This is a genomic window from Tistrella mobilis KA081020-065, from assembly GCF_000264455.2.
In the GTDB taxonomy this organism is placed as follows: domain Bacteria; phylum Pseudomonadota; class Alphaproteobacteria; order Tistrellales; family Tistrellaceae; genus Tistrella; species Tistrella mobilis.
In genome coordinates this window covers 56105-77500 of the sequence record NC_017959.1, presented here as the reverse complement: position 1 = coordinate 77500, position 21396 = coordinate 56105, and the positions used below count along the sequence as shown (strand labels likewise).

Here is a 21396-nt window from a genome sequence, read left to right as displayed (position 1 = left end):
CCTCACCCATTGATCCGGTCGGTTGTCGACGCCGGCCAAGTGTCGACGGTTGAGCCCGGGCGGGTTTCGCGAGACGATGGATGACATTCCCCTCCCCCTCCGGAGCCCGCCCCCATGCTCACCGACCTCGCCACGGCGCTGCGCGCCGAAGAAGCCGTGATCGCCGACGGCGCCACACTCGACCGCGTGCTGGACTACTGGTTCGGCGAACTCGGCCCCAGCGACTGGTTCGGCGCCGGCGAGCGCCTGGACGAGGTGATCGGCGATCGCTTCGGCCGGGTTCTGGCCGCCGCCCGCCGCGGTTGTTGCGCCCCCTGGCGCAGCACGCCCCGCGGCCGGCTGGCGGAAATCCTGGTGCTCGACCAGTTCTCGCGCCACATCCACCGCGGCACGCCGGACGCCTTCGCCGCCGACGGCATGGCGCTGGCCCTGGCCCAGGAAGCGGTTGCCGGCGGCCACGATCTGAAGCTCACCGTCACCGAGCGCAAGTTCCTCTATCTGCCCTTCGAGCATTCCGAGAGCCTGAGCGTGCATGTTCAGGCGATGGCCCTGTTCACGGCACTGGGCGATGCCGATGCGCTCGACTGGGAACGGCGTCATCTGGCGGTGCTGGAACGCTTCGGCCGCTATCCCCATCGCAACGAGGTGCTGGGCCGGGTCTCGACGCCGGAGGAGCAGGTCTATCTGGAAGAGCCCGGGGCGGGCTTCTGATGGCCGCCCGCACCCTGGGGCGGGTCTCAGGGCAGCTTGCCCAGGGTATCGGCGACATAGGCCCCGCGGTGCCCCATAGGCTTGGGCTGGCCTTCGGTCGAGTCGCAGGCGGTCTGGTGTTCCAGTTCGGCATTCAGTTCGGCGCCGACCAGCACGATCATGACCGAGATCCAGATCCAGGTCATGAACACCACCACCGCCCCCAATGGTCCATACATGCGGTCATAGCCGGCAAGGTTGGCCACATACCAGGAGAAGGCCATGGAGGCGATCAGCCAGACCACGGCCGCCAGACAGCCGCCGGGGGTGACCCAACGCCAGTGGGCGGTTCTGCGGCTCGGGGCATAGCGATAGAGCACGCTGGTGCCCAGCACCACGATCAGCACCAGCAGGGGCCAGCGGCCGATATCGAGCAGCTGTTCGGCCGAGGTGCCGAGCGGCAGCACATCCAGCGCCACCGGCAACAGGGCAAGGGCCGCCAGCACCAGCGCCGTCGACAGGATGGCCGCAAGGGTGAACCCCAGCGTGACGGCGGTGAAGACCACGAAAGAGCGCGACTGCCGCTCGCCATAGGCGACGTCGAGCGCATCGAACATCGCCTTCATGCCCTGATTGGCGCTCCAGAGGGCAATGGCGAGGCTGAACAGCGCCCCGAAGCCCAGCTGCCCCTGGGGCTGGCGGGAGACCCGCAGCATCTGCTCGGACATCAGCTGCACGGGGCCGGCGGGCAGCACATCGCCCAGCAGGGTCATATGCTCCACCACCGCCGCCGGATCAGCGAACAGGCCATAGATCGAGATCAGCGCGGTGATGCCCGGGAAGATGGCGAGCAGGGTATAGAAGGCGACGCCCGCCGCCACGGCCTCCACCCGATCCTCGATCACCTGCCGGACGGTGCGCCAGAGGACATCCTTCCAGCCCCGCATCGGCATCTCGTCCGGCCCCCGGGCGTGGCGGCCCCGGGCCTCGTGCTCGGCCGGTGCGCCATCCGGATCGAGCCCGCTTTCGGCCTGGCCGCGCAGCGTGCCGGTCCGGCCGTCCTCTGCCGTCATTCTCTGCCTCCGTTCCTGCACCCGTCTCATAACCGGTAGAGCGGCCGCAGGTTCCGGGGCCGGAAACGGCAGACGGGCGGCATGCCCTTGTGGCATGCCGCCCGTCTGCATCCGGTCCGGAAGGATCAGATCAGTTCTTGGTCTTGTCGACCAGGCGGTTAGCCGCGATCCAGGGCATCATGGCGCGCAGCTTCTCACCGATCTCTTCGATCTGGTGCTCGGCATTGCGGCGACGCATGGCCTTGAAGCTCGACTGACGGGCGGCGTTCTCCAGCACCCAGTCGCGGGTGAAGCGGCCGCCCTGGATGTCTTCCAGGATCTTCTTCATCTCGGCCTTCACGGCCGGGGTGATGACCCGCGGACCCGACACGTAGTCGCCGTATTCGGCGGTGTTCGAGATCGAGTAGCGCATGTTGGCGATGCCGCCCTCATACATGAGGTCGACGATCAGCTTCATCTCGTGCAGGCACTCGAAATAGGCCATCTCGGGGGCATAGCCCGCCTCGACCAGGGTCTCGAAGCCGGCGGTGATCAGGTGGGTCACGCCGCCGCAGAGCACGGCCTGCTCACCGAACAGGTCGGTCTCGCACTCTTCCTTGAAGGTGGTCTCGATGATGCCGGCGCGGCCGGCACCCAGGCCGCAGGCATAGGAGAGCGCGGTCTCGAGCGCATTGCCCGACACGTCCTGCGCCACGGCCACCAGGCTCGGCACGCCGCCGCCCTTCAGGTATTCGCTGCGCACCGTGTGGCCGGGGCCCTTCGGCGCGATCATGAACACGTCGATATCGGCGCGCGGCTGGATCAGACCGAAATGGATCGACAGACCATGGGCGACGACAAGGGCGGCGCCCTCCTTCAGATTGTCGCGCAGATCCTGCTCGTAGAGCTCGGCATGCAGCTCGTCCGGGGTGAGCACCATCACCACGTCGGCCAGCTTCGCGGCCTCGTCGGGGGTGTGGACGGCGAAGCCGGCGCCCTCGGCCTTGGCACGGGTCGCGGAGCCCGCACGCAGGCCCACGATCACGTTGATGCCGCTGTCGCGGAGGTTTGCCGCATGGGCATGGCCCTGGCTGCCATAGCCGATGATCGCAACCGTCTTGGTCTTGATCAGGTTCAGGTCGGCATCGCGATCGTAGTAGACGCGCATGGTTCGGTTGCTTCCTCTGATGATGTCAATGGGCGGCCTGTTCTGCATCCCGCCGCCCTTGACCTTGTCGTCGCACGCCTCGCGATCAATTTCGACCACGCACGACGCCATATGGACCTAAGGTGTCGAATGGTGGACCCGGGGTCTCCCCAAGGCCCGAAAGCCGGTCGGATCAGACGCGCCCGCGCTCGGAGGCGAGCGGGGCCGCCCCGCGCGACAGGGCCGCGATGCCGGTGCGCGCCACATCCGCCAGCCCCAGCGGCCGCATCAGGTTGATGAAGGCCTCGATCTTCTCGGTCGAACCGGTCATCTCGAAGATGAAGCTTTCATGGGTGCTGTCGACCACCCGGGCGCGGAAGATATCGGCGATGCGCAGCGACTCGACCCGGCGATCCCCCGTGCAAGCGACCTTGACCAGCGCCAGCTCGCGGCCGACGAAAGGCCCGCTCTGGGTCAGGTCGGTCACCGCATGCACCGGCACCAGCCGGGTGAGCTGCGCCTTGATCTGCTCGATGATCATCGGCGTGCCCGAGGTGACGATGGTAATGCGCGAGCGGGTGCGCGCCTCGTTCACCTCGGCCACCGTCAGGCTGTCGATGTTGTAGCCGCGGCCCGAGAACAGGCCGATGACGCGGGCGAGCACGCCGCTTTCGTTGTCGACCAGCACCGAGATCGTGTGCTGGGTGATGGGTTCGTTCTTGATGACCATGGGAAGCTGTCTCGCGCCTGGAGCCGGTCTTAACCCGGACGGAAGAAGGCGGCAGGCCTGTTCGAAGCCTGCCGGGAACTGGCGTGGCCGCTGCGGTGCCGCCCGCAGCTCAGACCAGTACCATGCCGTCCTCGCTCTTGCAGGCGTCCAGCTCCTGGCCGGGGCCCAGGATGATCTCGTGATGCGCGGCACCGGCCGGGATCATCGGATAGACGTTCTCGCCCTTGTCGACGCGGACATCGACCACCACCGGCCCGTCATGGGCCAGCATCTCGCGGATCACATCGTCGAGATCGTCGGGCGAATGGGCGCGCAGCCCCTTGGCACCGAAGGCCTCGGCCAGCTTCACGAAATCGGGCAGCGCCGCCGAATAGCTTTCGGAATAGCGGCCGCCATGGAACAGCTCCTGCCACTGGCGGACCATGCCCATCCATTCGTTGTTCAGGATGAACACCTTCACCGGCAACCGATGCTGGATCAGGCTCGACAGCTCCTGGATGTTCATCATCGTCGAGGCTTCGCCGGCGATGTCGATCACCAGCGCATCGGGATGCGCCACCTGCACGCCCATCGCCGCCGGCAGGCCATAGCCCATGGTGCCGAGCCCGCCCGAGGTCATCCAGTGGTTCGGCTGGTCGAAGCCGAAATGCTGGGCCGCCCACATCTGGTGCTGGCCGACCTCGGTGGTGATGTAGGGGTTGCGGTCGCGGGTCATCTCCCACAGCCGGCGGATCGCGTATTGCGGCTTGATGATCTGGGCGCTGTTCTGGAAGCCCAGCGAGTTCTGCGCCCGCCAGCCCGAGATCTTCTCCCACCAGTCGCCGATGCGCGCGGGATCATGCTCGGCCTTGCGGCGCTCCCACACCTCCAGCAGCGCCCGGATGGTGTTGCCGGCATCGCCCACGATCGGCAGGTCGACCGCCACGTTCTTGTTGATCGAAGACGGGTCGATATCGGCATGGATCTTGATGCTGTCGGGCGAGAAGCCGTCGAGCCGGCCGGTCACCCGGTCGTCGAACCGGGCGCCCAGATTGATCATCAGATCGCTGCCATGCATCGCCAGATTGGCTTCCAGCGTGCCGTGCATGCCCAGCATGCCCAGCGACTGCCGGTCGCTGGCCGGATAGGCGCCGAGGCCCATCAGGGTCATGGTGATGGGAAAGCCGGTGGCACGCACCAGGCGGACCAGGTTGTCGCAGGCCTCGGTGCCGGCATTGATCACGCCGCCGCCGACATAGAACACCGGGCGGTCGGCCTTCAGCATCAGATCGACCGCGCGTTCGATCGCCGCCTGTTCGGGCGTGACCTGGGGCCGGTAGGTCGGCGCCGGCAGGGCATCGGGGGCGGTATAGGCGGCCAGCGTGTTCAGCACGTCCTTGGGCAGGTCGATCACGACCGGGCCGGGGCGGCCCGAGCGCGCGACATGGAAGGCCTCGTGGACCTTCGCCGCCAGCACGTTGACGTCGCGGATCAGATAATTGTGCTTGGTGCAGGGCCGGGTGATGCCGACGGTATCCGCCTCCTGGAAGGCATCGTTGCCGATCATATGGGTCGGCACCTGGCCGGTCAGGCAGACGATCGGAATGCTGTCCATCAGCGCATCCGTCAGGCCGGTGACCGCATTGGTCGCCCCCGGGCCCGAGGTCACGAGTACCACGCCGACCTTGCCGGTCGAGCGCGCATACCCCTCCGCCGCATGGACCGCCGCCTGTTCGTGGCGGACCAGGTAATGACGCACGCTGTTCTGCTTGTAGAGCGCGTCATAGATCGGAAGTACCGCGCCACCGGGATAGCCGAAAATGACCTCCACACCCTGGTCGGCCAGGGCTTTGATCAGAATTTCCGCACCGGTGAACTGCATCGTTCGGTCGCTCCGCGTAACATCTGGTTCGGGGGGCATGCGCAGCGCAGGGCCCGCCCTCGCCCGGATCACCGGCGGGACATCCGCCGGCCTTCGCCGAAAAAGAACCGCCGGCGGACATCTCCGTCGGCGGGTTCCGCCCCTCACCTCGATGCGGGGCCCGGTCCCGCCCTGCCCATGGCATACGGGCAGGCGGATCTCGACCGGTCTCTGATCCGAGCCTGTGGAACCTAGCGGCTCAATGACCCAGGGTCAACAGGAAGAGATCAATTTCCAAAAAGATTCTTGATGCCAAACATTCCGAATATTGCTCATGCGCGCCCAGGTTGATGTGCGCCTGATTTCGTATCCAGGTCATCTGACGCTTGGCGTATTGGCGGGTGGCGACGCGGCCCCGCTCCAGCATCTCGTCCCGCGAAATCTCCCCCGCCAGCCAGGCGCCGATCTCGGGCACGCCCACCGCCTTCATCAGCGGCACGGCCTGCGGATCCAGCCCGCGCGCCAGGAAGGCTGCGACTTCATCGGCCGCCCCCATCTCCAGCATCTTCACGAAGCGGCCGGCGATCGCCCGGTCGCGGGTTCCGGCATCCGGCATCAGCGCGATGGTGAAGACCGGGCCCGCATGGCCGCCCGCGGGCGGATGAGCGCGCTGCCAGTCCGCCAGGCTGCGGCCGGTGGCACGCACCACCTCCAGCGCCCGGGCCAGGCGCTGCGGGTCCGCCAGCCGCTGCGCCGCCTCGGGGTCGAGCGGTGCCAGCGCCGCCTTCAGCGCCGGCACGCCGCCGGCCAGGCCCAGCGCGCGGACCTCGTCGCGCAGATCCTGCGGGATCGCGGGCAGATCCGACAGCCCCTCCACAAGCGCACGGATGTAAAGGCCGGTCCCGCCGGTGATCAGCGGCAGACGTCCCGCCTCATGCGCAGCTGCAATCTCGGCCCGCGCGGCCGCCGCCCAGTCGGCGGCCGACCACACCGCCTCGGCCGGCCGCACGCCATAGAGCCGGTGGGGGGCGGCGGCCTCGTCGACCTCGGAGGGCCGCGCGGTCACGATCCGCAGATCGGCATAGACCTGCATCGCATCGGCATTGATCACCACGCCGTCGCGTGCCCGGGCGAGGTCGAGCGCCAGCTGCGACTTGCCCGAGGCGGTGGGGCCCATCACCACGATCAGGGGGCCGGCGCCGGCCGGTGCCGGATTGCTCCGCTGCATGCTTGCTCCCGCGCGGTCCGGCGCTTTTAATGCGCCCGGTGTTTGGATGAAGGGACGATCCCATGGGAACCGTGTTGACGCTGATCGGCGATCCCGTCAAGGCCGGCAGCGGCGAAACCGTGCTCGACCAGGGCACCATCGATCTGGTGCGTCGCGCGGTCGAAGCCGCGGGCCATGCCACGGGCACGGTCACGGCGCTGCATGACGGCGTGGCCGTCGACATTGCGGCCGAGGGAGAGGCCGCCGCCGTGGGCGATGCCGCAGAGGCCGCCCTTGCCGGCGCCGGGCTGCCGGTGGATGCCGCGGCACAGCCGGACGGGCCCACGCGCCGCCGCCGGCTGCTGGTGTCCGACATGGACAGCACCATGATCACCTGCGAATGCATCGACGAGCTGGCCGATTTCGCCGGGGTGAAGGCCGAGGTCTCGGCAGTCACCGAGCGGGCGATGCGCGGCGAGCTGGATTTCGCCGAAGCGCTGACCGCCCGGGTTGCAACCCTCGCCGGGCTCGCCGACGGCGTACTGGCGCGCGCCTTTGGCGAGCGGGTGCGGCTGATGCCCGGCGCCCGCACCCTGGTCGCCACCATGCGCAGCCAGGGCGCCCGCGCGGTGCTGGTCTCGGGCGGGTTCACCTATTTCACCGCCCGGGTGGCAGCGCTTTGCGGCTTCGACGACCATCGCGCCAATGTCCTTGAAATCGAGGACGGGCGGCTGACCGGCCGGGTGATCCCGCCGATCCTGGGCGCCGATGCCAAGGTCGAGGCGCTGGATCACTATGCCGGGCTCTGGGCCGGCGGGCTCGGCGGCGCGCTGGCGGTCGGCGACGGTGCCAACGACCTGCCGATGATCGTGCAGGCGGGCCTCGGCGTCGCCTATCACGCCAAGCCGCGGGTGGCCGCGGCCGCACCGGTGCGGATCAATCACGGCGACCTGACCGCCCTGCTCTACCTGCAGGGCTATGCCCGCGACGAGTTCCTGGTCGCGGACTGAGCACCGCCGGCGTTCTAAAGCAAAGCCCCGCCCGGATCGATCCGGGCGGGGCTTGGTTCGTTTCAGGCCGCAGGGCCCGCCGTCGTCAATCCTTCAGGCGGATCGCGACGAAGCGGCTGTCGTCGCCGGTACGGACCAGCAGCAGCACCGACTTGCGACCGGCATCGCGGGCTTCCTTGATCGCCGCCTCGATGTCGGCAACCTTCTCCACCTTGCGCTGGCCGATATCGACGATCACGTCGCCGACGCGGATCGGCTTGTCGTCGGCCGGCCCGTTGGCGTCGATCTCGGTGATCACCACGCCCTCGACATCGGCCCCCAGGCCGAAGCGGTCGCGCACCGCGCCATCCGCCTGGGCGACGGTCAGGCCAAGCGCCGCCACCTTGGTGCCGGTGCCCTGGGGCGCCTGCTCCTGGCCGGGCTCTTCGGTCGCCTGGGCGAGGTCGCTCTCGTCCAGCTCGCCCACGGTGACCTTCACCTCGATCTTGCGGCCATTGCGCCACACCTCGACCGGCACCGAGCGGTTGATCTCGGTCTCGGCCACGATGCGGGGCAGTTCGCGCATCTCGGTCACGTCCTTGCCGTCGAAGCGCAGCACCACGTCGCCGACCTCGATCCCGGCCTTGGCGGCGGGGCTGTCGGGCATCACGCGGGCGACCAGCGCGCCATGGGCCTTGTCCAGCGACAGGCTTTCGGCGATGTCGGGCGTGACCGGCTGGATCTGCACGCCCAGCCAGCCGCGGCGGGTGCGGCCGTATTCGACCAGCTGCTCGATCACCGGACGGGCCAGTTCCGACGGCACGGCGAAGCCGATGCCGACCGAGCCGCCGGTGGGCGAGAAGATCGCGGTGTTGATGCCGATGACCTCACCGGCCATGTTGAACATCGGGCCACCGGAATTGCCGCGGTTGATGGCGGCATCGGTCTGCAGGAAGTCGTCGAAGGGGCCGACATTGATGTCGCGGGCCCTGGCCGAGATGATGCCGGCGGTGACAGAGCCGCCCAGGCCGAACGGGTTGCCGACCGCGATCACCCAGTCGCCCACCCGCGACTTCGCGCTGTCGCCCCAGGCGACGGCCGGCAGCGGCTTCGGCGACTTCACCCGGAGCACGGCCAGATCGGTCTTGGGGTCGGTACCGACCACTTCCGCCGGCAGCTCGGTATTGTCGGTCAGGATCACCGAAATCTCGTCGGCATCCTTGATGACGTGATTGTTGGTCACGACCAGGCCGCCCGCATCTATCACGAAGCCGGAGCCCAGCGCCGTCACCTTGCGCGTGCCACCACCCGGGCCGCTGCGGTCGCCGAAGAAGTCGCGGAACAGGTCTTCGAAGGGCGATCCCGGGGGAAACTGGGGGATCGGGATCTGCGGGCCCTGCACCTCGACATTCTGGGTGGTCGAGATGTTGACCACCGCCGGGGTCAGCTTCTCTACCAGATCGGCGAAGCTTTCGGGCGCCGGGCGCGCATCCGCCGGACCGGCACCGAGCGCCACGCAGGTGGCGATGGTAAGCGCCGCCAGACCCGAGAAGATCCGGTGCGGAAGGGAAGCTGGCACGTGATTGTCTCCCTGATACGTTGCCGGCAGGCTACGAAGATCCGATGTAGGCGGGGGGCCGGGGTGGATCAAGCGCGGATGCACGCAGGCGCTATCCGCGCAGCCACCATACAAGGCCGACGCCGATGGCCGCGATCACCGCGCCGCCCACCCGGAGGCGATCCTCCGGTTCGGCCAGCACCGCCACGATCATCCGCTTCATTCCGCGCGGAAACAATGCGTAGACGGCACCCTCGAACACCAGCACGAGGCCGATGGCGGTCAGCAGGTCGTTCATGCCGGGCTCCTCGAGACGGTGGTCTGCGGGGCGGAGTGGACCACGGATGCGGCAGCGTCGTCGGCGGAACCGGTCGGCGGAGGCATGGTGGACAGTCCCTATCACCTGTAGCAAGCTTGCGCCCGCCCGGCAACGGGCGCGGTCCATGCCCATCCGTGACGGAGCATTTCATGCGATATCGGCGCCTCGGCCGGAGCGGTCTTCTGGTTTCGGAAATCTCGCTCGGCACCATGACCTTCGGCTCGCAGCTCGACGAGCGGACATCGGTGCGGATCATGGCCGAGGCCTTCGAGGCCGGCGTGACCCTGTTCGACACCGCCGAAATGTATGCCGTGCCCCAGACGCCCGAGACCCAGGGTGCCAGCGAACGCATCCTCGGTGCCTTCCTGAAGACGGTGCCGCGCGACCGGGTGATCGTGGCGACCAAGGTGTCGGGCCCGGGCGACGGGCCGGGCCGCGGCATCGTCGGCCATATCCGCGGCGGGCTCTGTGCGCTCGACCGCTTCCATATCGAACGCGCGGTGGAGGAAAGCCTGAAACGGCTCGGCACCGACGTGATCGATCTCTACCAGACCCATTGGCCCGACCGCGTGACGCCGATGGACGATCAGCTCGAAGCGCTCGACCGGCTGGTGCGGGCCGGCAAGGTCCGCTATCTGGGCGTCAGCAACGAGACGCCCTGGGGCCTCACCCGTCTGGCGGCCCGGGCCGAAGCGCTCGGCACCGCCCGAATCGTGTCGCTGCAGAACGTCTATCACCTGCTGAAGCGGGTCTATGACGACGGCATGTCGGAAGTCTGCGTGAACGAGGGCATCGGCATGCTCGCCTTCTCGCCCATCGCCATGGGCGTGCTGACCGGCAAATACGGCGCCACCGGCGGTGCCGGCCCCGAGGCCCGGCTGAACGCCTTCCCGCCGCGCTTCCAGGCCCGCTACGGCCATGCCCGCGCCATCGCTGCCGCCGATCGTTATGTCGCCCTCGCCCGCGAGCACGGCCTGCATCCGGCGACCATGGCCGTCGCCTGGACCCTCGGCCGGCCGGGCATCGCCTCCGCCCTGCCCGGCGTCTCCCGCCCCGACCAGCTGGCCCCGATCCTCGCCGCCGCCGATATCGACCTCAGCCCCGACCTGCTCCAGGCGATCGAGGCGGTGCATCGCGAGATGCCCAACCCGGTGGTGTGACGGTCCGGCCGGTGATGTCACTGTCCGTCTGATCAGGCTGCGAAACGGCTCTCGTCGGCAAAGGGCAGGCTATACCCCGCCAGTTCGGAAAACCGCGAAGCAACCTGCCGCGCGGCCGTCGGATCGACATGCATCTCGTCGATGAAAGCCTGCTGCAGCCTGGGGCTGACTTCGGAGAAGAAGGCGAAAACCAGCGGATCACAGCGCTCGGCACTGCCGGGATCGGCGATCCGGCCGGCCAGATCATGCGCGGACAGCGCCCCTCCGTAGGGAGCGGTCACGGTCGTCAACACCTTGATGGCAACACGGCTCATCCTGACCTCATCCGCCTTCTGCCCTCATCCGCCTTCTGCCCTCATCCGCCTTCTGTCTTAAGAGATAAAGGTGGCGCGCAGATCGGGCGCGCGCAAGCCCCGCACCAGACCGGCTGACGGCCCCTCGACCTCATGCTCAACGACCAACGGCCGCCCCGGTTACCCGGGGCGGCCGTCGGATCGTCTTCGCGTGCGGTAGGCGCCGGGTCAGTTGCCGGCGGCGGGCGTCTGGCCTGGCAGGCGAAGTTGGCCGTCGGCACCGAAATAGCGGAAGAAGTCGCCGTCCGGCGTCAGCACCATGGTGGTGTCGGAATTGCCGAGCGCCGTGCGATAGGCCTGAAGGCTGCGGTAGAAGTCGAAGAACTGCGCATCCTTGCCGAAGCTTTCGGCGAAGATCCGGCTGGCCTGGGCATCGCCTTCACCGCGGGCGATCTGCGATTCGCGGCGGGCTTCCGCCAGCAGCACCGTGCGCTCGCGATCGGCGCGCGAACGGATGCGCTGGGCAAGCTCGGCGCCCTGGGCGCGGAGTTCCGTCGCCTCGCGCTCGCGTTCCGTCCGCATGCGGTTGAAGATCGCCTGGCTGTTGGCCTCGGGCAGATCCACGCGGCGCATGCGCACGTCCAGAACCTCGATGCCGAAGCTTTTGGCCTCGTTGTTCACGATGCTGGCCGTCTGGCTCATCAGCTGGGCGCGCTGGCTGGTCAGCACGGTGCCGAGCGGCACCGAGCCCAGCACGTTACGCAGGCTGGCGTTCACGATGCTGTCCAGCCGGGCCCGGACCACGGCTTCCGATCCGACCGCCTGATAGAAGCGCAGCGGATCGGTGATGCGGAAGCGGGCGAAGCTGTCCACCACCAGACGCTTCTGGTCGGAGGCGATCACCTCCTGAACGTCGGCGTCGAAATCCAGCACGCGGTTGTCGTAATAGACCACGTTCTGGACGAAGGGCAGCTTGAAGTGCAGCCCCGGCTCCTGAACCACCTTGCGCGGCTCACCGAACTGCAGCACCAGCGCCTGTTCGGTCTGATGGACGACATAGGTCGACGAGATGCCGACGACGGCGGCGGCGGCGACGACGATCGCACCGACGGTGAGAAGACCCTTCCTCATGGTTCAGCCTCCTCCCGGTCAGCGCGGCGTGGTGGTGGCGTTGCCCTGCGCCGCCGAGGCGGCACCGGACGACGACGACATGTCGGCACCGTCACCGGTGCGCGGGGCGGGCTCGCGGATCAGGCGGTCGAGCGGCAGATAGGGCACGACCGACTGGCCGCCGCCCTGCCCCCCGGTAACGCCCGGCTCGATCACGACCTTGCTCATCCCGGCCATCACGTCTTCCATCGTCTCCAGATAGAGACGCCGGGCGGTGATGTCCTTGGCTTCGTTGTAGGCGGTCAGGATCGAGGTGAAACGCTCAGCGGAACCCTGGGCATCGGCCACGACCTGTTCGCGATAGGCCTGGGCTTCCTGGATCAGGCGCTCGGCCTCGCCGCGGGCGCGGGGCAGGATGCTGTTGCGATAGGCCTCGGCCTCGTTCTGCAGACGCTCCTGGTCGGCACGGGCCGCCTGAACGTCGCGGAAAGCATCGATGACCTGCTGCGGCGGGTCGACCTTCTGCAGCTGGACCTGGGTGACCTCCACGCCCGACTTGTAGGTGTCGAGCGTCGCCTGGATCAGCTCGCGGGTCTGCTGCTCGATCCGGGCGCGGCCCTCGGTCAGCACGAACTGCAGCGGCGTCTGGCCGACCACCTCGCGCATCGCGCTTTCGGCCACCGACTTGATGGTAGTGTCGGGGCGCTGGATCTCGAACAGATAGGCGCCGGCGTCCTTGATCCGCCAGAACACCGTCACGTCGATATCGATGATGTTCTCGTCGCCGGTGAGCATCAGGCTCTCGGCATTGACCTCGCGCACGCCCGCGGCGCGGCCGAAATCGGTGCCGGAGCGATAGCCGATCTCCACCCGGTTCACGCGGGTGACGGCAGGCTTGTAGACCTCGCCGATCGGCGCCGGCCAGTTGTAGTGCAGGCCCGGCGTGGTGGTGTTCACCCACCGGCCGAAAACCAGCTCCACGCCCTGCTCGTCCGGCTGCACGCGATAGAAACCGGTGCCGAGCCAGATCGCGACCCCCACGGCCGCAACCAGCGCGATCAGCCGGCCGCCGCCGCTGCCGCCACCACCGCCGGGCAGCACCCGGCGCATTTTCTCCTGGCTTCTGCGCAGCAGCTCATCCAGGTCCGGTGGCTGCGGTCCGTTGGGGCCCCGCCCCCAGGGGCCCTGAGGCCCGCCACCCTGTCCACCGCCCGGCGTGTTCCACGGCATGCTTGACTGATCTCCGCTTCTTGTCGTGGTCGAACCCGTCGCGCGACGGACGGGCCTGCGACCATCGGTCGCGCGCCGCCGCCGGCGTGCCCGGCCATGCGATACCACTGCCGCATGTCCGGAAGTAAATGGGAAGACGGTCGACTTTGCGCCACCCGCACCGTTTCCGGCGCGACCTGCCGGCACCACATATGGCGCCGGACACGGAGTTGCGCTTATATCGCCGGTGCCGCCGGTTTCCCGTCGGCCGCCGCGACCCGGCGGATCTCCGAACCGCCGGCCGTCCAACTGCCCGATCCCCGGGCTATATCGCAATGAACTCGGAGTTTTCAACCATGTCACGGACCGTCAGGGACCAGATTCTGTCGAGGCTCGCCGGGATACGGGATCCGGAGCGCGGCCGCGACGTGGTCGCCTCGGGCCGGATCTCGGGTCTGACCGTCGACGAGGCCGGCATCGCACGCATCATGGTCGAGACCACGCCCGACCGTGCCGCCGCCACCGAACCGCTCCGCCGCGAGATCGAACAGGCCGCGGCAGGCGTCGCCGGCGTCACCCGCGCCGCCGCGGTGCTCACCGCCGAACGCACGCCCGGGCGCGGCCCGGGCCAGGCGCCGCGCGGCGGCGCCGGTCACGGTCACAGCCATGGCCACAGCCACGCGCCCGCCGGGTCCGCCGCCGCCGGATCCCCCACCGGGCCCGCCGCCGGCCAGCGCCCCTCGGCGCCGGTGGTGCCGGGGGTGACCGCGATCATCGCGGTCGCCTCGGGCAAGGGCGGCGTCGGCAAGTCGACGCTGGCCGTCAATCTGGCGCTGGCGCTCCAGGCCCGGGGTCTGAAGACCGGCATTCTGGACGCCGATGTCTATGGCCCCTCGATCCCGCGCATGCTGGGGCTTCAGGGGCGGCCCGACAGCCCCGACGGCAAGCGGATCACGCCCAAGATCGGCTGGGGCCTGAAGGCCATGTCGATCGGGCTGATGGTCGAGGAAGACACGCCGCTGATCTGGCGCGGCCCCATGGTTCAGGGTGCGCTCGACCAGTTCCTGCGTGAGACAGACTGGGCGCCGCTCGACGTGCTGGTGCTCGACATGCCGCCCGGCACCGGCGACGTTCAGCTCTCCATCGCTCAGCGCGTGCCGCTGGCGGGTGCCGTCATCGTCTCCACGCCCCAGGACATCGCCCTGCTGGATGCACGCAAGGGCCTCGCCATGTTCCGCAAGGTCGAGGTGCCGATCCTGGGCCTGGTCGAGAATATGAGCTGGTTCACCTGCCCGCATTGCGGCGGACGGTCCGACATCTTCGGCCATGGCGGCGCGCGCGACGAGGCGCTGAAGCTGGGCCTGCCTTTCCTCGGCGCCGTGCCGCTGGATCTCGACGTCCGGATCATGTCCGACGAAGGCCGGCCGGTGGTCGCCGTCGCCCCCGAGAGCGAGGCCGCCGCCCCCTATCACGCCATCGCCGCCGGCGTGGTCGAAAGCCTGGGCCGGGTGCGGCGAGAGCCGCCGCGGATCATCATCGAAGACTGATGCCGCAAACGGAGCCGGCCCCGGCAGCGCTGCCGGGGCCGGTGTCGCATCGGCGAGGTCGTGGCCTCAGACGGCGGCGTCATCCTCGATCAGCAGTTCGCGCGCCTGCGCCGCCACATCGTCGGGCACCCGGGTCGCGCGGCGGCGCTCCAGATCCAGCATCACCGCGATGACGTCGATTTCGAGCAGCGGGGTCGCCTCTTCGCCCGGGCGGCTCAGCCGGTGACGGAGCACCAGCACCTTGTCGCGCACACCGGCGATCTGGCTGCGCAGGGTCAGCGCGTCGCCGTTGCGGGCCGGGCCCTCATAGCGGATGCGGTATTCCACCGCCGCCGTGCCGATCCGGTCGCGGCGGATCCGCTCGCCGCTCAACCCCACCTTGTCGAGCAGCTGGCCGGCCGCGCACGAAACCCGGTCGATCAGCGACTGCTCGCCCACCAGCCCGTGCTCGTCGCAATGCCAGGGGTCGACCGAGCCGCGATAGGTCTCGAAACTGATGCCCTGGCCTTCGGAAGGCCCGGGGCCGATATCGATGCCGCCCACGATCTCGGCGCCCAGCATCGAGGCGGTCTCGATCGTCGCATCGTCGAAGGGGCGGAGCGAGGCGTCCTCGGCCAGGATCGGCTGGAGCACATAATCGACCGAGGCCGAGAGCGTGCCGGTCTCCAGATTGTGCAGCTCGTGGGTCACCGCGATGGCATCGGGCGCCACCATGGTCGGGCGCGAAGTCACCTGGAAGGCATCGCCCAGGCGCTGTTCGGCCTTGAAGCGGATGACCGAGCGCACCGGCTTCAGCACCACCCCCTCGGCCAGGCCGAGCCCGACACCCAGCAGCCGGCACGCCTGATCGAAGGCGGCGCCGTAGAACTGCACGTTCATATGGCCCATGATGTCGCAATGGCGGTTGCCGACCACGCCGGCGCCGGCCGGCAGCGCATCGGCCGGGCCGGCGCTTTCGATCGCCGCCTCGGCCAGCCGGTCGGCGATGTCGTCGGGGAAGGCGGCATGCACGCCGCTCGCATCCTCGGGCACCACCTCGACGATGCCGCGGGCGAAGACATCGCCCATCAGCGGATCGGACAGCTCGGCCGCGAAGCCGATGCCCTCTTCGACCGGCACCGGGGTCAGCCCGACCCGCCAGGCCTCGCCGATCGCCGGGGCCCGCTCCACCTCGACGGCCGAGGCCAGCACCTTGAGCGACAGCCCCTGCTCCGCCATCGCATGGCGGCCGAAGCCCGCCGCCGACAGCGCCACCACCACGCCGTCGGCGAAGCGGTCGGCGATCGCCGCAGCACTCATCCGGCCGCGGGCATCGGTCTCGGCCGCCATCACCACACCGCGGCCGCCTTCGATCGCTTCGAAGCCGATATCCGCGCCGGCGATCATCTCCTCATCCGCCTGATCGTTCATCTGCATTCCTGGACGTCCTCCGGTCGTGCCTGCCGGTCCTGGACGGCCCGCCGGGGAGCGCGGACCTTCCGCCGGGCGCACGTTATGATCCCTCGGGAGCGGGCCAGAGGGCCCGCCCGCTCGGTTCGCAAAATGGCGCGACATGTGCAAAACCTGCCGGACCCTGCCGCCCCACACCCCGGGCAACGGATCACGCGGCGCACAGGATGGCACGCCACGGCAGGCGGGTTCCAGCCTTTCGCGCAGGGTTGCAGCATCGCCGCTACCCGCCCCCCTCGGCAACCCCGGCGCCCCATGGTAGAATGAGCCCCACGACCCGCGCGTCAGGGCCTCGTCAAGAAGCCGCCCGACGCGCCGCGAGAGGGAGGTTCCGCAGCCCATGCCCCCCACCGATCGGCCGCAGCGCTACGCCGAGTTCTGGCCCTATTACCTGCGAGAGCATGCCGATCCGCGCTGCCGGGCGCTGCATTACGCCGGCAGCACGGCGGCCCTGCTCTGCCTTCTGGCGCTTGTCGTCACCGGATCCTGGTGGTGGCTGGCCGGCGCACTCGTCTCGGGCTACGGCTTTGCCTGGATCGGGCATTTCTTCATCGAGAAGAACCGCCCCGCCACCTTCAGCTATCCACTCTGGTCGCTCGTCAGCGACTGGCGGATGTACGGGCTGTGGCTGGCCGGGCGGCTTCGCCCGGAACTCCGAGGTGCGGGCATCACCGTCTGAGCACGGCTGTCACCGCTTGACCACACCCGATCGCCAAAGCTCCATATGCGAATGCGACGCCTTCGCAATTGAGCTATGACAGCCCGTCCGCGCCCGGCTATGCTGGCCCGGCCGGGCGGTGTCGCCCGTTCTCCACCCCGCCGGGCCGCCATTGCGGCCCCGAGGATGCGCGCACGGGTAAGCCACCGCGGATGACGACCACCCTCACCGAGATCTTCCTGCACAGCCGGCAGACCCTGATCCGGCGGGTGCGGCGCATCGTCTGGGACCCGCAGGTCGCCGAAGACCTCGCCCAGGAGACCTATATCCGCGCCGCCCATGCCGACCGGAGCGGCACGATCGAGCAGATGGAAGCCTATCTGCACCGCACCGCCCGCAATCTGGCGCTGGATCATCTGCGCCGGCGGCAGACCCGGGCCGCGGTGGAACGGCCCGAGACGCCGGACCACGACATCCGCGACATCGCCGCCGATCAGCCCGCGGCCGATGACCGCTTGGCGGCACGGGAAGAGCTGGATCATGTCCGCGCCGCCCTCTCCCGCCTGCCCGAGCGCACACAGAAGGTGGTGGTGCTGGCGCGGATCGAAGGCTGGAGCAATGCCCGCATCGCCCGCCATCTCGACATCTCGGAACGCACCGTCTTCAACGACCTGAAACTCGCCCTCGGCCATTGCCGCGATGCGCTCGCGCGGCTGGAGCGAAAATGAAGCTGACCGATGGCGATCTTTTTTCCAGAATTGGGCCGCTCGAACGTCTCATCAAAAGGGACGGCGAAAGACGGCAGACTGGAACCCCCGCGTGAGACGAGACCCCCCTTCCCCGGACACGACCGGTCCGGAACCCCATGACGACCCGGCGGCCGATCAGGCGCTCGACTGGTTCCTGACCCTGCGCGACGGCACCGCCGATGCCGCGACGCGGGCGGAATTCGCCCGCTGGCAGGCCCGGGATCCGCGCCACGCGGCCGAGTTCCGGCGGGTCACGGCCGCATGGGGCGCCGAGAGTTTTGCAACCGCCGTGCAGGAGCTGCCGGCCGCAGCGACGGCCGCCGCACCACGCCGCCGACCGATACTGCGCCGGATGGCCGGCCTTGCCATGGCCGCCGGCTTCGCCGCCCTCGCCCTCTGGCAGGGGCCGGCGCTGATGATAAGGCTGGAGGCCGATCACCGCACGGCGACGGGGGAGCGCGCCACCATCACCCTGCCCGACGGCTCGACCATGATGCTCGACACCGCCTCTGCCGTGACGGTGGATTTCGACGGCGGCCGGCGCCTGGTCACCCTGCTCAAGGGCGAAGCCTGGTTCGATGTCCGCCACGACCCGGATCATCCGTTCAGGGTGACCGGCCGCTTCACCACCGTCACCGTGCTCGGTACCGCCTTTGCGGTCGAGGCGCGTGACGACCGGGACGAAATCATTCTGGAACGCGGCCGTGTAGAGGTCGCCCGACGCGACGGGCTGGGCACGCCGGTGGTGATGGCGCCGGACCAGCGGGTCGTGGCCTCGGCGGCGGGCATCGATCCCGTCCGCCCGGTCGACACCCGCCGCGCCCTGGCCTGGCGCGAGGGCCGGCTGGTCTTCCACGACCGGCCGCTCAGCGAGGTGGTCGACAGCCTCGCCCGCTATCACCCGGGCTATGTGATCCTGGCCGACCGCGCGGCCGCAAATCTCGCCGTTTCGGGCAGCTACCGGCTCGACGATGTCACCGCCGGCTTTGCCGGTCTTGCCGATGCCGCCGGTCTCTCGCTGCGCGCACTGCCCGGCGGCATCATCATCCTGGAGTGAAATCTTCATTTTTTTTGCCGGATCCCGATCCCTGCCGCGTCCAACCGGTCAGAAGGCCCGCAACACGAAACGCCGGGCCGCTGACCAGAGACGAAGAAAGGGTTGGGCATGGCATTCCGGATGGCGGCATCACGACGGCGCGGGGTCGCCGGTCTCACCCGGCTGCTGCTGACCACCAGCATGCTCGGCTGCGCGGTTCTGGTGCCGGCCGGCGCCGGCGCGCAGCAGACCGCACCGGCCACGGCGGCCGAGACCCGGGCATTCTCCATCCCCGCCCAGCCGCTCGCAGCCGCGATCGACGCCTTCATCGGCGCCTCGGGCTGGCAGATCAGCTATTCCTCGGCCCTGGTGGCGGGCAAGAACTCGACGGCGGTCTCGGGCCGCATGACGGCCGAAGAGGCTCTGCGCCGCCTGGTTTCGGGCAGCGGAATTTCGGTGCGGATCAGCGCCCCCGGCTCCGCAGCCCTCTTCGCCGAAGCCGGCGCCGCTGCCGGCGAAACGGTGCTCGACCCGCTGATGGTGGAGGCGGGGCGGCGGGGTGGTCGCAATGATCCGGCCACCGCCACCACCGGCTATGTCGCCCGCAACGGCTCGGTCGCGACCAAGACCGACACACCGGTGATCGAGGTGCCGCAATCGCTCAGCATCGTGACCCGCCAGGAGATGGACGATCGCGGCGTCACCGACCTGAACGATGCCATCGCCTATGCCCCCGGCATCCGCGCCATCGACTATCCCGGCGGCCAGGGCATGCCGCTCATGTATCTGCGCGGCTTCCGGGCCCAGAGCCAGCGCGACTTCTATCGCGACGGTCTGCGCAACGGCTACAACCCCTATGATTCCTTCGTCGAGCCCTATGGGCTGGAAAGCGTCGCCGTGCTGCGCGGCCCCTCGTCGGTGCTCTATGGCGATGCAGCCCCCGGCGGCCTGGTCTCGATGACCACCAAGCGCCCGACCGAGGATCCGTTCGGCGAAATCCGGCTCGAATACGGCAGCTTCGACCGCAAGCAGGTCGCGATCGATCTGGGCGGACCGCTGGACGAGGATCGCCATATCCTCTACCGGCTGACTGCGCTCAAGCGCGATGCCGACACCCAGATCGATCACTCCAAGGATGATTCGGTCTATATCGCCCCCGCCCTCACCCTCGACAGCCGCGAAGGTACCCGGCTCACTTTGCTCGCCCAATACCAGAACTGGACCCAGGGCGGATCGGAACAGAGCCTGCCGCTCGACAACAGCGTCTATTCGAACGGCATCAAGATCCCGAGCGACTTCTATATGGGCATTCCAGGGCTCACGGACTGGAACGTCGAATCGAGCACGATCGGCTATGTCTTCGAGCAGGAGATCGACGACACCTGGACTTTCCGCAACAACCTTCGCTACACCCATGCGGAGCTTGACTATGTCAGCGCCTTCAATTGGGAGTGGCCGATCGCGGTGGTCGACGGCCACTATGTGAATGTCGGTGTGCAGAATCGGCCGCGGACCTCGGACACTCTGGTTGCCGACGCCAATGTCAACGGCGTCGTCGAAACCGGCCCGCTTGCCCATGATCTGACCTTCGGCGTGAACTACGGCTATTCACGCATCCGCGAGACCCGGACGAATTCGACCAACAACGCCCATATCGACATCCTGAACCCCAACTATGATTTCGACCCCGTCTATGGCTTGCCGTGGTCTGATGATAAATCACTGATCAGCCAGATCGGTGTCTATGCGCAGGATCAGATCCGCTGGGACAAGTGGATCGTCACGCTGAGCGGCCGCCAGGACTGGGCCGACATCTCAGAGTACGATTACTATTCGAATACGCTCTATGCTGCCTACGGGTACGACGACACGGTCACCAAGCGGCGGCAGAACGCGTTCTCCGGCCGCGTCGGGCTTGGCTATCTGTTCGATAACGGCTTCGCCCCCTATCTGTCCTATTCCACGTCGTTCGAACCTGTCTCCGGTTCCTATTCCGACGGCCGGCCCTTCGATCCGACCACGGGTGAACAGTACGAGGCAGGCCTGCGCTACCAGCCGCCCGGCACCGGGCTGATGTTCAGCGCATCGGTGTTCCAGCTGACCCAGCAGAATGTCGTCACGCCTGACGCGCAGCGGCCGACCCTGTCGACCCAGGAAGGCGAAGTCCGCTCCCGCGGCCTTGAACTTGAAGCCAAGGGTGACCTTGGCGATGGCTGGAGCCTGGTCGCCAGCTATGCCTATACCGATTCCGAAGTCACCAAGGACAATCCGAACGCATCGGGCATCAGCAAGGTCGGCACCCGCACCCAGGCGGTGCCCTATCACACCGCTGGTCTCTGGGTGAACCACGACTTCCAGACCGCCACACTCGCCGGGCTGCGCATCGGCGCGGGGCTGCGCTATGTCGGCAGTTCCCTGACTGCGATGGACACGGGGACGGGCACTCAGGCCAACATCGACGGCTACACACTGTTCGATGCCTCGGCGAGCTATGACCTGTCGCAGGTCCATCCCGGCCTTGCCGGTCTGTCGCTGGGCGTGAGCGGCACCAATCTGACCGACGAGGAATACTACACCCCCGGTTTCTATTCGAACTCGGTGCTCGCCGGAAAGCGGCGGACGATCAAGGGCAACCTCACCTACCGGTGGTGAA

Annotated in this window: 20 protein-coding genes (1 of these 20 running past the window's edge); 9 read left to right on the top strand and 11 right to left on the bottom strand. The window is 68.5% G+C overall.

The genetic code is table 11. The features are described 5' to 3' along the window. A protein-coding gene (locus TMO_RS28860; RefSeq protein WP_014748613.1) for a hypothetical protein crosses the window boundary here: on the top strand, positions 1–13 show its 3' portion. Its footprint begins 413 nt before the window's first position; the window shows 13 of its 426 coding nt (coding positions 414–426); the start codon falls outside the window, past its left edge; it ends in the stop codon at positions 11–13. A gap of 101 nt (positions 14–114) precedes the next feature. Beyond that, entirely contained in the window at positions 115–711 is a 597-nt protein-coding gene (locus TMO_RS28855) for a DUF924 family protein (RefSeq protein WP_014748612.1), read from the top strand. Positions 712–737: 26 nt separating this feature from the next. Here TMO_RS28855 and TMO_RS28850 read toward each other — a convergent pair whose 3' ends face one another. From TMO_RS28850 to miaA, 5 genes are all read right to left on the bottom strand, one after another. Further along, on the bottom strand, positions 738–1763 hold the full coding sequence (locus TMO_RS28850; RefSeq protein ID WP_145978543.1) for a YihY/virulence factor BrkB family protein: 1026 nt from the start codon (positions 1761–1763) through the stop codon (positions 738–740). A 130-nt stretch (positions 1764–1893) separates the two neighbouring features. Beyond that, positions 1894–2910 (bottom strand): ketol-acid reductoisomerase, encoded by a 1017-nt coding sequence (gene ilvC / locus TMO_RS28845; RefSeq protein WP_041608293.1) that lies wholly within the window; start codon positions 2908–2910, stop codon positions 1894–1896. Between the two features lie 172 nt (positions 2911–3082). After that, positions 3083–3619, bottom strand: a complete 537-nt coding sequence (ilvN, locus tag TMO_RS28840; RefSeq protein ID WP_014748609.1) for an acetolactate synthase small subunit — start codon at positions 3617–3619, stop codon at positions 3083–3085. Between the two features lie 109 nt (positions 3620–3728). Continuing rightward, positions 3729–5480, bottom strand: coding sequence for an acetolactate synthase 3 large subunit (locus tag TMO_RS28835; protein ID WP_014748608.1), 1752 nt, complete (start codon positions 5478–5480; stop codon positions 3729–3731). Positions 5481–5718: 238 nt separating this feature from the next. Beyond that, positions 5719–6687, bottom strand: coding sequence for a tRNA (adenosine(37)-N6)-dimethylallyltransferase MiaA (gene miaA, locus TMO_RS28830; RefSeq protein ID WP_014748607.1), 969 nt, complete (start codon positions 6685–6687; stop codon positions 5719–5721). Between the two features lie 62 nt (positions 6688–6749). On the opposite strand from miaA, the gene serB reads away from it, so the two are divergent. Further along, complete coding sequence (serB, locus tag TMO_RS28825) at positions 6750–7676, top strand: phosphoserine phosphatase SerB (protein ID WP_041608268.1); 927 nt, start codon at positions 6750–6752, stop codon at positions 7674–7676. A gap of 85 nt (positions 7677–7761) precedes the next feature. On the opposite strand, the gene TMO_RS28820 is transcribed toward serB, so the two are convergent. Next, positions 7762–9234 carry a DegQ family serine endoprotease gene (locus TMO_RS28820; protein ID WP_014748605.1) on the bottom strand — a complete coding sequence of 491 codons (1473 nt, stop codon included), beginning with the start codon at positions 9232–9234 and terminating at the stop codon, positions 7762–7764. A gap of 91 nt (positions 9235–9325) precedes the next feature. Beyond that, complete coding sequence (locus TMO_RS28815; RefSeq protein ID WP_014748604.1) at positions 9326–9511, bottom strand: DUF2065 domain-containing protein; 186 nt, start codon at positions 9509–9511, stop codon at positions 9326–9328. Between the two features lie 170 nt (positions 9512–9681). Here TMO_RS28815 and TMO_RS28810 point away from each other — a divergent pair, with 170 nt between their 5' ends. Further along, positions 9682–10692, top strand: a complete 1011-nt coding sequence (locus TMO_RS28810; protein WP_014748603.1) for an aldo/keto reductase — start codon at positions 9682–9684, stop codon at positions 10690–10692. Between the two features lie 32 nt (positions 10693–10724). On the opposite strand, the gene TMO_RS28805 is transcribed toward TMO_RS28810, so the two are convergent. The 3 genes from TMO_RS28805 to hflK form a co-directional block, all read right to left on the bottom strand. Further along, complete coding sequence (locus tag TMO_RS28805) at positions 10725–11006, bottom strand: hypothetical protein (protein ID WP_014748602.1); 282 nt, start codon at positions 11004–11006, stop codon at positions 10725–10727. Between the two features lie 207 nt (positions 11007–11213). Further along, positions 11214–12116 (bottom strand): protease modulator HflC, encoded by a 903-nt coding sequence (gene hflC / locus TMO_RS28800; RefSeq protein WP_014748601.1) that lies wholly within the window; start codon positions 12114–12116, stop codon positions 11214–11216. A gap of 18 nt (positions 12117–12134) precedes the next feature. Next, positions 12135–13325, bottom strand: coding sequence for an FtsH protease activity modulator HflK (gene hflK / locus TMO_RS28795; RefSeq protein ID WP_041608265.1), 1191 nt, complete (start codon positions 13323–13325; stop codon positions 12135–12137). Between the two features lie 335 nt (positions 13326–13660). On the opposite strand from hflK, the gene TMO_RS28790 reads away from it, so the two are divergent. Beyond that, the gene (locus TMO_RS28790) at positions 13661–14851 is read left to right on the top strand and encodes an Mrp/NBP35 family ATP-binding protein (protein ID WP_041608263.1); all 1191 of its coding nucleotides are present in this window, start codon (positions 13661–13663) and stop codon (positions 14849–14851) included. A 66-nt stretch (positions 14852–14917) separates the two neighbouring features. Here the strand turns inward: TMO_RS28790 and TMO_RS30130 are convergent, their stop codons facing one another. Beyond that, complete coding sequence (locus TMO_RS30130) at positions 14918–16267, bottom strand: acyl-CoA thioesterase (RefSeq protein ID WP_014748598.1); 1350 nt, start codon at positions 16265–16267, stop codon at positions 14918–14920. 373 nt (positions 16268–16640) lie between these two features. Here TMO_RS30130 and TMO_RS28780 point away from each other — a divergent pair, with 373 nt between their 5' ends. From TMO_RS28780 to TMO_RS28765, 4 genes are all read left to right on the top strand, one after another. Beyond that, on the top strand, positions 16641–16979 hold the full coding sequence (locus tag TMO_RS28780) for a DUF962 domain-containing protein (protein WP_014748597.1): 339 nt from the start codon (positions 16641–16643) through the stop codon (positions 16977–16979). A 191-nt stretch (positions 16980–17170) separates the two neighbouring features. Next, on the top strand, positions 17171–17686 hold the full coding sequence (locus TMO_RS28775) for an RNA polymerase sigma factor (protein ID WP_014748596.1): 516 nt from the start codon (positions 17171–17173) through the stop codon (positions 17684–17686). A 91-nt stretch (positions 17687–17777) separates the two neighbouring features. Then, on the top strand, positions 17778–18764 hold the full coding sequence (locus TMO_RS28770) for a FecR family protein (RefSeq protein ID WP_014748595.1): 987 nt from the start codon (positions 17778–17780) through the stop codon (positions 18762–18764). A 108-nt stretch (positions 18765–18872) separates the two neighbouring features. Then, positions 18873–21395, top strand: a complete 2523-nt coding sequence (locus TMO_RS28765) for a TonB-dependent siderophore receptor (RefSeq protein ID WP_014748594.1) — start codon at positions 18873–18875, stop codon at positions 21393–21395. The last annotated feature ends 1 nt before the right edge of the window (position 21396 follow it).